The 12344-nt window shown below is 32.1% G+C and carries 9 protein-coding genes; 3 read left to right on the plus strand and 6 right to left on the minus strand.

Annotated features, from left to right (window positions below; genetic code table 11):
• Window positions 1–20: 20 nt before the first annotated feature.
• From PW52_RS04630 to PW52_RS04655, 6 genes are all read right to left on the minus strand, one after another.
• Window positions 21–1007, minus strand: a complete 987-nt coding sequence (locus PW52_RS04630; protein WP_044631824.1) for a BtrH N-terminal domain-containing protein — start codon at window positions 1005–1007, stop codon at window positions 21–23.
• Between the two features lie 34 nt (window positions 1008–1041).
• A complete protein-coding gene (locus PW52_RS04635) occupies window positions 1042–2085 on the minus strand; it encodes an aspartyl protease family protein (protein WP_165586754.1) in 1044 nt (347 codons plus the stop codon).
• Between the two features lie 287 nt (window positions 2086–2372).
• Window positions 2373–2795, minus strand: coding sequence for a hypothetical protein (locus PW52_RS04640; RefSeq protein WP_044631766.1), 423 nt, complete (start codon window positions 2793–2795; stop codon window positions 2373–2375).
• A gap of 61 nt (window positions 2796–2856) precedes the next feature.
• On the minus strand, window positions 2857–3450 hold the full coding sequence (locus PW52_RS04645; protein ID WP_205618118.1) for an NADPH-dependent FMN reductase: 594 nt from the start codon (window positions 3448–3450) through the stop codon (window positions 2857–2859).
• A gap of 110 nt (window positions 3451–3560) precedes the next feature.
• Window positions 3561–4421 (minus strand): AraC family transcriptional regulator, encoded by an 861-nt coding sequence (locus PW52_RS17050; protein ID WP_052823381.1) that lies wholly within the window; start codon window positions 4419–4421, stop codon window positions 3561–3563.
• 23 nt (window positions 4422–4444) lie between these two features.
• Window positions 4445–5656, minus strand: a complete 1212-nt coding sequence (locus tag PW52_RS04655) for a site-specific integrase (RefSeq protein WP_044631767.1) — start codon at window positions 5654–5656, stop codon at window positions 4445–4447.
• A 652-nt stretch (window positions 5657–6308) separates the two neighbouring features.
• On the opposite strand from PW52_RS04655, the gene PW52_RS04660 reads away from it, so the two are divergent.
• The 3 genes from PW52_RS04660 to PW52_RS04670 all read left to right on the plus strand — a co-directional run bounded on the left by PW52_RS04660 (window position 6309) and on the right by PW52_RS04670 (window position 12342).
• Complete coding sequence (locus tag PW52_RS04660; protein WP_044631768.1) at window positions 6309–9044, plus strand: substrate-binding domain-containing protein; 2736 nt, start codon at window positions 6309–6311, stop codon at window positions 9042–9044.
• Between the two features lie 363 nt (window positions 9045–9407).
• Entirely contained in the window at window positions 9408–10724 is a 1317-nt protein-coding gene (locus PW52_RS04665) for a sugar porter family MFS transporter (protein WP_044631769.1), read from the plus strand.
• A 10-nt stretch (window positions 10725–10734) separates the two neighbouring features.
• On the plus strand, window positions 10735–12342 hold the full coding sequence (locus PW52_RS04670) for a glycoside hydrolase family 32 protein (protein WP_044631770.1): 1608 nt from the start codon (window positions 10735–10737) through the stop codon (window positions 12340–12342).
• Window positions 12343–12344 lie beyond the last annotated feature (2 nt).

The raw sequence follows: 12344 nt of genomic DNA on the forward strand, positions 1-12344 counted from the left end.
GCATTTTCTTTAATTCTTTGCTACATACAGGCTTTTTCCAGCTTCACCATCTGCATCCTTTCATTTTCAGATAATTTTGATAAAATGTTGGACGCTTCATTCACATATTTAATGTTCTTTGTTGTTCCTGCCTGATAAAATAAGTCTGAAACAGTTTTCCATTGTTCTGCAATTTTTGAATATTCCAGATAGGCCTCTTCAATTTCAGCTGATTTCAATAATTCGGCACTTTCTTTTAAGAAATCCCGATATAGATTTCTGAATAATGAACCTCCAGTTCCAGCGTTTTCCATTAGGCTTGCAGACATTTGAAATTCATCCTTCACATTATTACTGTTTTGAAACCATTTTTTGATTTCCGAACTTGTTTTCAGAATTCCTTTGTAACCGATATTTTTGATTGGTGGATTGAGAAATTCAGTAGCATTATTTTTTATCGCTTGTTTTACGGCTTTTTTCAAGTCGGTCATCGGCTCTTTTTTTTGAATTGTATAGCTTCTGTTTTTTGAGGACATTGGGCCTTTTTCATTTCTCGCCAATTGAAGGCTTTTTAAAGTCGTTTTGACTTTTCCGCCTTGTTGGTTAGTGTCAATCAAATAGGCAAATTCTTTATCATAGCCGTAAAACGCAACATAATGACCTGCAAAATGAAATTTGCTTGTGAAATATTCTAAATGGTAACAGTCCAATTTTAGTCCGACAGTATTGCCTTGGTCGATATGTTTTTTAACATTTTCCCAGGCTTTCGTTTTCGAGGAAGTTTCTTCAACCTCCAAATGTAGGTTTAAGTTCTTGCAGATATTTTCTGTCACTAGATCCGTTTTAATACGACCGCCAATAAAGGGAAAATCCAACGTTTTCATATTCCAAAAGATGAATCCAAGACCTTCGCCCAATCCAAAAAGCATAGGTTCGGAAAACTCTACTCCCATTTGCTTTAATAGCGTTCCGGTTGCGGTTGTCTCGCAATGTTGCCCTTTAAAATGTTTAAAATCCTCAACTTTCATCCTTGTTTTGATATTTTTTTTAGCAATTGCATAACTAATTTTTAAGTAGTAGATAATTATGTTCAAAACTTATAGTCACACTTTCATAATTTTTAAGTAAATCTTGACCAATATTCCCATAAAATTCTTTTCCTAATATGTGGTCATTTTCTATATCTACTTCGACATTATTAAACTTTACATCCTTATCACCGAGGTTCAATACGATGTTTTCCAACACAATTGCTTTGTATTCTCTACTTCCGCCTGCGCTCTCTAGCTTCCTATTTTCTGATTTTTCATTTCTTAAGGTGGTTTTAAATGTCTCATAAAATTGCTTTGAAAATTGTGATTGTTGAGCACCTGTATCTAAAATAAAAGGAATTGTTTTTTGTTGGTAATTCATTAGAATGATAGGGTGTAGTGATTCTACGAATAGGTTTTTTCTAAGTTCACTTTTATTTTCCGCTCCTTTTGAAACAACAAGTCTATCAGAAAAAATCTCAATGGTGCCAAGTTCTTTTGCAATGGGAAATCCGATAATGCCGTTTATTTTGTACGCACCATTCGCAAATGTGAGGGCTTCATTTTTAAAAACCAGAAAAGGCACATTTTCAATTAGGATTCCATTTATGATTAACTCTTTTGCCAATGCAATTTTAATGTCATTGTCAATGCCGTTAAATCCTTTTATTTTTATTCCTAAATCATCCATAAAAATCATTTCCAATTCTATAGCGACACTTTCCTGAATACTCGAGATACCAGCTCCGGTATCAAAAACAAAATTCATTTTTTTTCCGTTTGATTCAATTTCGACATTGGGTAGTTGTGCCAAATCGCGAGTAACAGGTATGCTTGTTCTGTTAAATTGATGAACTTTTTGAGGTTTTTGCGCTTTTAAGGTTTTCCATATTTTTGCTGCATTTGCTTCATCATCTACATCCTCAGATTTTATAAATGAGCGGTATTTTGAGGTTAATTCGGTTGCGGTACTGTAAGCGTTTTGATAATCGAATAGTTTGATATAATTATCATTTCGTAACTTCACTATTTCGTAGGACAAACTATCTGGAATTTGATTTTCTTCTAATTGCAAGCTGTCGAGATACTGATTGGATTCTCTAGGTTTGTTGGTCACGTTTGAGAATACAGCTTTATAAAAATAATAAAGCGAAGAGTTTGGGTCGTTGTTTTCAGATTCTAGTCTCTGATACTGTTTCTTTTTAAATAGCAAAAGTAACTCTGAATTATGTACTTCGCTATTGCAGCACAATAAGAGCAAAACCGCGATACTGAAATAAAATTTATACATATAAATTTTGATTTGATTTTTTTATTATATAATCGGTTTTTGAACCTGAGAATGAATCTAAAAGGTGTTCTTTAGTTGGGTGAATAAGGTTTTAAATTTTCAATCATCTGGCTCAATGTTGAAATCGTAGTCTCATAAGCTTCATCATTAATGCCTTTCATTGCTGCAACCTTAATTTCTTCTTGAATTTTTAAAACCTCGGAATAGGCCATTTTCCCTTTTCGGGTAATTTGATAACCGCTGTTTACTGAAGAGATTAGCCCCTCATTTTCAAAATGTTCAATTAAAGTTTTGATTTCATTTTCTTTAGTGAAAAAGCTTAAAAAATCAGTGATTGCTGTTTCGGTGGTTATTTCGTTTTCTTTCAAATAATTTAGAAATTGCCATTCAAGTCTGTTGAAAGAACCATAGTCTTTTGTGGTTCTTGTTAGGTTTGTAAATACATCATTCGTTATTTTTACCCAAGCTCCAATAGATTTTTGTGCTGTGTTCATAGCTCGTTTATTTATTCAGATTAGTAATTGTCTACAAAGGTTAATTTTAAGAGTCGGCTTTCTATTTCTTTGTTTTCTCCAAAAGAAGTGTAGCTTCTTTTTTGGTTACAATGGCTTCTGAAAACCACAGGAATTCATCGATGAATTTCTTTGCATCCTTCGTGACAGAAGAGTTCAAGGAACTATAATCGTCAGAAAATGCGCTCTGTATTTCTGGCACCAGTAATTTTAAAGGCATAGGGTAAGCGCCCAAACTCAATATTAGTTGCTGTAAATGTGTGGACGCGTTGATGCCTGCCATTTTACCAGCAGAAGCAGTTGCTACCCCTATTGGTTTTTTATGAAATTCACGCCAGTAATAATCTAATAAATTTTTTAAAGCACCAGAATAACTGCCGTGATACTCAGGCGTCACAAAAATGAGAGCTTCTGCTTTGGATATGACAGAACCTATATTTTCAACATTCGAAATATCGGTTCCTACCTGACCGTAAATAGGTAACGGGGTCAAAGTTAAATCAACAATCTTCGTGTCTTGCCCTAGTTCATTAAGCTTATTCCTTAAAAAATATGCAAGCCTGTGAGATTGTCTCTCTTGGCGCACGCTACCGAGTATTATGGTTATATTCATCTGTTCCTTTGTTCTGGCTGGCATTCTTTTAAAAGCATAGCATTGCCAATTACAAATACAAAAGAACATTTATTTAAAGAAACTCGTTATGTGGTTAACTCCGTAAAAATGGTAATTTTTGCGGTTCTCTAAAATCACAATTTTCTATATGAAAGTGGGGTCATTCCTTCGTGCTTTTTGAAAGCTTTGGTAAAATAGGAAGTATCATCGTACCCTAGCCAAAAACAAATTTCTTGTACTGTCATACTCGTTTGGCGCAATAGACTCTTTGCTTCTAAAAAAATATGTTGGAGGATGAGAGACTTTGCAGTATTTCCCGTTTCAGAAAGTAATACTTCACTTAAATATTTTGGACTTATGTTCAATTTATCTGCGTAAAAGGCTACCTCTTTATTTTCTTGAAAGTAAACAGGGATTAATTTTTTGAAATCAGAGGTCAGCTTTTCTTTTTGGGACGTATTTCGAAATTGGCTGTCATCAATCCGATGACAGCGTTTTACCAACATTAAAATTGAATAAATAATGCCTGGCACCAAGTCATCGTTATCACTCAAATCCTTAAGGGACTGAAATAATACTTTAAAATTTTCAACGTTTTGGTTTGATATATTTATTACGTGATTTCCTCCAGCATTGAAACACGACATCTCTTTTAAGAATGAAGGTTTTAAACCATCTTTAAAAAGTTCTTCTGTAAAATAAATCGTATCGTGGACTGCCTGATATTCTCCCTTCCATTGGCATACTATACCGGGTCCAATAGTAACTAGACTGCCAGTATCAGTATAATATTTCATACTGCCAATTTGAAATGGTCTTCTTTTGCCAGAGTATGTGATGCCAATTCCATACGCAAAGGTTCTAAATGGAAAGTTTATAGATGCTTGCTTATAAGTGTCTTGATTGGCAAGAAAATAAGGTGTACTCAAAGAATGGGCTCTTAATTCCTTTAAATGCTCATAAATATTGAATTTATTTAAATTTTGATTTTTCATTTATTAAAAAAGTTGTTGTATGATCAAAAATCAATAACACTATCCAAAGCATCATCAGCATCTTTGTGGATGAAATTAGCTTGGTATTTTATTGTGGTAGTGACGGATGAGTGTCTATAAAGCTTTTGAAGCATTTTAATCGGAATCTTATCTTCTGAAATGTGACCGAAGCTGTGCCTTGCAATATGCATAGTTACTTTTTTAGTAATTTTTGCTTTTTTCGCGACCTCTATCAAATATTTGTTGAATTTTTTTGTAGCTGTTTTGGTTTTTGCATAAACATCTTTTGCATCGTTGATATCCGCTTTTTTCATTTCGGGAAAAATAAAATCATCATTGTTCTGCTTTTCTGATTTGTAATTTTCCAAAATAGAGAAAACTTTTTCCGGTATTTTGAGGGAAAGTAATTTGGAATTCTTGTTCATACGGTAATGAAGCCTTCCGTCATAAATATCCGACCACCTAATTTTAAGAATATCAGCAGCTCTTATTCCAGCAAAATAGAAACTGAAAAGCCAAACGTTTCGGGCGTGAATTTCGTTTTTAGTAAGATTTGTTGTAGACTCGAATGACTTAATTTCCTTTTTTGTCAAACCAATTTTTTCTGTTTCGGGAAATTTTATTCTAATCTTACCAGATCCAAAGGGATAAAGCTTTCTATCAACAATTCCCGTTTTTATGGCCCTGTTGTAAATTGTTCTTATGACTACAAGATTATTAACTATAGACCTTTCTGAAAGATTTAATTTCTTGAGATAAATTTTGAATTTTCTCAAAAAGGCTTCGTCTATTTCTTGAAAGGTCAACTGCTTGGATTTGTAAAAGTTTATAACGTGATTAACACGAGCCTTATCTGCTGACAGTTGAGATAGTTTTTTATTTGATTCAAGCTCGGAAAGAATATCGTTTGCAACTTCGTAAAAGGTGTTTGCTTTAGTATCCGTGTAAAGAACTTCTTTAATCTGATTTGCGGAAAAGTCCTTTTTGTCAGACTGTAAATCTACAAGAGCTTTATTAGCCTCTAAAAGCTTTGTAGAAATCAAATTATTTAATCTGTCTGCATTATTATGGGATTTTCTAACTCGTAGGTTCTTCTCATCCCAATCTTTTAAATCGATATAATGACCAACATAATGATATGTTGACCGACGGTTTTTTGTAATACGGATTGCCAAAGGATAAAGGCCTTCTTTATTAGCTTTTTTTCTTATAACAACTTTTGCATTTGAGGCCATACCTTTAAATTTAGATTATAAAGATAATCATTTTTGGTACAACATAGGTACAACATTTATTGATTTTAAATCATATCAGATATAATAATATAATATTAAACATCTATTAAACAATTGATTATGAATGAATATGATAAAATGTATAGTCAAATACGCTGGATTCAAAATCCAGTTTCTTCGGAAGTGTGGGTTCGATTCCCACCTTGAGTACATATTTTTTATTAAAACACCCTATTTTCAAGGATTTTGAGAGTAGGGTTTTTATTTGTGCCAACAAAGTGTACTACATTTGTTAAAAACCTTACTAATAGACTATGTTAAAAGCCCATAATAAATTGGGGTGAAGCTTTAAAGTGTTATAAATTAAAAGATAAAAACGAATCCTTTTGAAAATAACTAATTTTTATAGTTACCTTTTATGCTTAAATTTATAATAATTGAGAATAGATTAAAGTGCTATTCACAATAGAAACAAAATTAAATAAACAGTTAAATTTAAACTAAGATGATATTTCTGTGGTATATGATTTACAGTTAAAATAAAGATATAAAATGGCAGTGATATATAATTTCTGTGCCGTTTTTATTATTAAATTTAAGTTGATTCCAATTACTAAACCGTCAGATAAATTAATATTAATATCTTCGAAAAATGTCTAGAATAAAAAAATATACCACATATAATTACTTCATTTTATTAATATTTTTTGTCTTATTTGGGTGTAATGATAATGAAACGAAATTATATAAGATAGGTTTTTCGCAATGCATTAGTAAAGATGATTGGAGAAAAGCAATGGATCATGAAATGCAAGTTGAAGCATCATTGCATACGGATATAAATTTAACTGTTTTTCAGGCGAATGAAAATATAGAGCTTCAAAAAAAACATATTGAATTCATGATAAATAATGGATTTGACGTTATTGTAATTTCGCCATTACGTCCAGAGCCATTGGTTCCTTTAGTAGAAAAAGCTTATGATAAAGGGATTCCTGTTATTATTGTTGATCGTAAAATTAATTCAGAAAAATTTACTGCTTTTGTTGGGGCAAATAACATAGATGTTGGTCGAAATGCTGCAAATTATATTGCTTCTCTAAACGAAAAAAAAGCCAATATTTTAGAAATTAAGGGAAGTGATAATTCTTCGCCAGTTATTGAACGCCATTTAGGGTTTCATAAAATTGTAAAAAGCGAAGCAAGTTTATCTGTTGTTCGTAGTGTTAAAGATGAAGAAATTGAACAACGAATGCCTCAAATCTTAGATTCGTTAAGTGTGAAACCAATAAATTTTGTGTTTGCATTTAATGACGATATTGCCTACAATGCTTGGAAAATAGCAAAATCTAAAGGGCTAGAAAAAACCATTAAATTTATTGGCGTAGATGGCTTAAACGGCTCAAATAATGGTATAGATTTAGTGCAAAATGGAGTGTTATCGGCAACCATACTATATCCAACAGGTGGTCATGAAGCCATAAAAATTGCAATGAAAATTTTGCGAAATGAAAATGTTCCAAAAAACAATAAGTTAAATACCACGATCATTGATTATAGAAATGCCGAAATAATGAAAAACCAGTATGATAGAATCAATAAACATCAGAATGACATAGAAATACAACAAGATAGAATTAAAAAACAGGAACAAACCTATTCAACTCAAAGTAATATTTTAAAAGTACTCTTGGGGTTATTAATTATTAGTGTGCTTTTGGCAGCATTTAGTATTTATTCAGCATATAATATAAAAAAGAAAAAACGTGAGTTGGAAATCCGTAATAAAAAAATAACGGTTCAACGTAACCAAATTAAGAAAATAGCAAAAGAGGTTAAAATTAGTAACGACGCCAGAGTTAATTTTTTTACAGGATTGTCCCATGAGTTTAAAACACCTATTACATTAATTTTATCTTCAATAGAATCATTAGCAGAAAACAAAGCAATAAAGGATAGTAAGCTTTTAAGCGAAGTGGGGTTAATATTTAATAACTCTAAACGATTGTTGCGATTGATTAACCAACTGCTTGATTTTAGAAAGGTTGAAGATCGTAAGTTTATATTAAGAGCGTCAAAAACAAATTTGTATCAATTTTCAAATATCATTTTCAAAGATTTTGAACGCGAAGCACAAAGGCGTAACATTAATTTCACACTAAGCACCAATAATGAAGATTTATCGGTTTATATAGATAGAAATTTAATGGATAAGGTGTATTTTAATTTACTGTCCAATGCTTTTAAATTCACCCCTAATAATGGGGAAATCTCAATAGAAATTCAAGATAAACCAGATAGTAATTTTGTCAAAATTCATTTTAAGGATTCTGGAATTGGCATTCCTAAGAAGGAAATGGATAATGTGTTTCTTGCTTTTTTTCAAGGTTCAAACAATAATAAAGCAAGCTCTGGAATAGGTTTGCATTTATCGAAAGAATTTATCGAAATGCATAAAGGTTCAATTGAGGTTATCTCAAAACATGGAGCAGAATTTATAATTTCCCTATATAAGGATAAAGCCCATTTGAGTTCCGATGAAATTATTTATGAGGCCGATATGGTCGATAGTTCACTTTTAAATTCTAATTTAGATTATGAAGACGACAGTTTTACCGAACCATTAGTTGTGAATGATGAAGATAACTATTCGGTTTTAGTAATTGAAGATAACCTCGATTTAGTGAAATTTTTGAGAACAAAGTTATCGGCAGAGTATACGGTGCACTTTTCAGATGGCACAAACGCTATTGAAAAGGCGCTTGAAATTATACCCGACATTATTTTATGCGATATAAACTTACCCGAAAAAAGTGGCTTTGATATTTGTGAGATTTTGAAGAAAGATTTAAGAACGTCCCACATTCCCACAATCATTTTAACAGCTTTAAATAATAAAGAATCTTATATTAAAGGTTTGGAATCTGGAGCAGATTTATTCCTAACCAAACCATTTAGCTTTGCCATTTTAGCACAGTCTATAAAAACGCTTATTTATAATCGAGAAAAACTTAGATACTACTTTGTAAATAACGTTCATAGTATAGACGATTCAAGCAGTTTTGGATCTATGGAACAACAATTTGTTTCTGATTTGAATAAAATAATAAATAAGAACATAGACAATTCTAAATTTTCTGTTGAAAATTTAGCAAACGATCTAAATATATCTCGAATTCAGCTTTACAGAAAAATGAAAGCCATAATGGGTGTAAACATTAGCGACTATATTCAAAATATTCGATTGGAAAAAGCAAAAAACATGCTAATCAATACGCCATTAACAATATCGGAAATAGCCTATGCTACCGGATTTTCTTCTCCAAATTACTTTTCCACAAGCTTCAAAAACAAATTCAATAAATCGCCTAAAGCTTTTAGAGGATAACTAGAGGCAGCTTTTATCTTATTATTACAGTGCATAATAATAAAAAACACATATATATTTTTGTGATTTTATCATTTTTATAGTCAATTAATAGTCTTATTGTTGATTATTATGGGTGTTTTTTATGAAATTCACAACTTTTTTAGTTAATTATAGGTAACATTTTTGAACATAGTATGTAACAATTTTGAATCTCTTAATTATTTGTTAAAACTTAAAAAATACTTAAATAACTGATAACGAGTATATTATGTTAATTTAGATGATTACTTAACAATTTTGAATTCATTTGATACATATCTAAAAGCCATATCTGTGCTTTCAATCTAAATTGCAACTAGCTAAACTAAATACCACCACCACATGAACAAAAAAATACTAATATGGTCCATTACTGCAGCTTTGGCTGGTTTTCTTTTTGGATTTGATACTGTAGTCATCTCGGGTGCAGAAAAGAAGTTACAATTATTATGGGGGTCTTCAGATATGTTCCATGGTGTAGTTGTAATAGGTATGGCATTATGGGGTACGGTAATTGGTGCTTTTTTTGGAGGTATACCTACTAATAAATTAGGACGTAAAAATACTTTAATATGGATTGGTGTTTTATATACCATTTCCGCAATAGGATCTGCTCTTTCTAATGATCCCATAACTTTTGCAGTATTCAGATTTATAGGCGGCTTGGGGGTTGGAGCGTCAACCATTGCAGCTCCGGCTTATATCTCAGAAATAGCGCCCGCAAAAGACCGAGGCAAATTAGTTGGTTTATACCAGTTCAATATTGTATTTGGTATCCTTATTGCTTTTTTATCGAATTACTTATTAAACAATATAGGTGAAAATGCATGGCGATGGATGGTTGGTATTGAAGCCGTTCCTGCGGCAATCTATACAGTCTTTGCTTGTACAATACCTAAAAGTCCAAGATGGTTGTTAACTAAATTTAGAAATAGTGAAGCCATAGGTGTATTAAAAATTATAAATCCCGATCAAGATCCAGAAAAACTCATGTTAGAGATTAAGGACGAGATGGAAAACACCATACCTAATGAAAATATATTTTTAAAGAAGTATAGGTTTCCTTTAGTGCTTGCATTTTTAATTGCTTTTTTTAATCAATTATCAGGAATCAATGCATTACTTTATTATGCTCCTAGAATTTTAACAGAAGCAGGTCTTGCCGAAAGTTCAGCACTTTTAAGCAGCATAGGTGTAGGTGTTACGAACTTAATTTTCACACTCTTAGGGATTTTTCTAATTGATAGATTAGGAAGAAAACAGCTTATGTACATTTGTTCATTTGGTTATATAATCTCATTGAGTTTAGTTTCCGCTGCTTTCTTTTTTAGTTGGGAAGGTAGCTTAATGCCCATATTTCTGTTCATGTTTATAGCCGCACATGCTATAGGTCAAGGTACAGTGATATGGGTGTTTATTTCAGAAATTTTCCCCAATCATTTAAGAGGCTCGGGGCAATCCTTTGGCAGTTCGGTACATTGGGTATTGGCAGCGGTTGTACCTTCTTTAGTCCCTGTACTATTTTCTACAATAGGGGCAGGTATGGTTTTTCTCTTTTTTGCCATCATGATGGGATTCCAGTTACTCTTTGTAATATTTATGATGCCAGAAACGAAAGGGATTACTTTAGAAGAATTAAGTAAAAAACTAATTAAATAAGATATATAAAATGAAAACCTTAATCAAATCCAATTTAGTTGTAATGCTTATGGTTGTATCCTTTCTTATAGGATGTAAAGGTAAAGCAGAAAAGAATCAAAATATTGATAAAGTAGAGCAGGTATCATATTCGGAAGAAGAACTATACCGTCCAAACTTTCATTTCACTCCAAAAAAAGCGTGGATGAATGACCCAAACGGTATGTTTTATTATAACGGTTACTATCATTTATACTTTCAATACCATCCAGAAAGTAGCGTTTGGGGGCCTATGCATTGGGGACATGCAACTAGTACCGATATGATTACTTGGAATGAGCAACCTATAGCCATTTACCCAGATGAATTAGGGACTATTTTTTCAGGAAGTGCGGTAGTTGATATAGGCAATACCTCCGGTTTTGGTAAAGTAAGCAAAGCTGCACCAATTGTAGCCATTTATACAAGCTCAAAAAAATTGGAAGGCAATGATAACTGGAAACAAACCCAAAGCATAGCCTATAGTCATGATGAAGGCAAAACCTTTACTAAATATGATAACAACCCGGTTATAGATAATTCTAATATCAAAGATTTTAGAGATCCAAAAGTAATGTGGGATGAAGAACGCAATAAATGGGTAATGGTTCTTGCTGCTGGAGATAAAATTATGTTTTACGATTCTAAAGATTTAAAAAACTGGAATTTGCTGTCTGATTTCGGACAAGGAATTGGCGGGCACGGTGGCGTTTGGGAATGTCCGGATTTATTCAAATTACCTGTTCTGGGAACAGAAGAATCTAAATGGGTACTTTTTGTAAGTATAAATCCTGGAGGCCCTAATGGAGGTAGTGCTACCCAATATTTTATTGGAGATTTTGATGGAACAAAGTTTACTATGGATAAAGAATTTGAAACCGCACTAAACAAAGAACATAATTATTGGATAGATTTTGGTAGAGATAATTATGCAGGGGTGTCATGGTCCAATGCCACTAGAAAAGATGGTAGCAAACTTATACTAGGCTGGATGTCAAATTGGGATTATGCTCAAGTTGTTCCTACCGAAACTTGGCGAAGTGCCATGACCATAGCTAGAAAAGTACAGCTGCAAAAAAATGATAATGGTTATAGGTTGTTAATTAACCCCGTAGAAGAATTAACAAATTATCGTAGCACAAAGTATAAAAAGGAAAATATAGTTGTTAAAAACGATACAAAAATTATAGATTCTAAAACCATTGATTTGGCTAGCGCTGAAATTCAATTTAATATTTCAAATTTAAAAGAAGAAGGATTCACTTTTAACCTTACCAATAAACAAGGAGATACATTGTCCTTTGGATATAACCATACAGATAAAAACTTTTTTATAGACAGAAGAAAATCCGGAAAACGAGATTTTTCAGAGAAGTTTGCTAATCATGTTTCCATTGCCAAAAGAACTTCGATTAGTGCGGACTTAAAAGGCACAATCATTCTTGATAAAACCTCTATAGAAATATTTTTTGATAACGGAGAAACCGTAATGACAGAAATATTTTTTCCAAATGCACCTTTTAATAAACTAAGTATTAAACCAAACCATCAAGAATTCGTTCTTGATAATATTGAAGCAAATAAACTAAATTTTAACTAAAA

Source organism: Neotamlana sedimentorum (assembly GCF_000943565.1).
Taxonomy (GTDB): domain Bacteria; phylum Bacteroidota; class Bacteroidia; order Flavobacteriales; family Flavobacteriaceae; genus Neotamlana; species Neotamlana sedimentorum.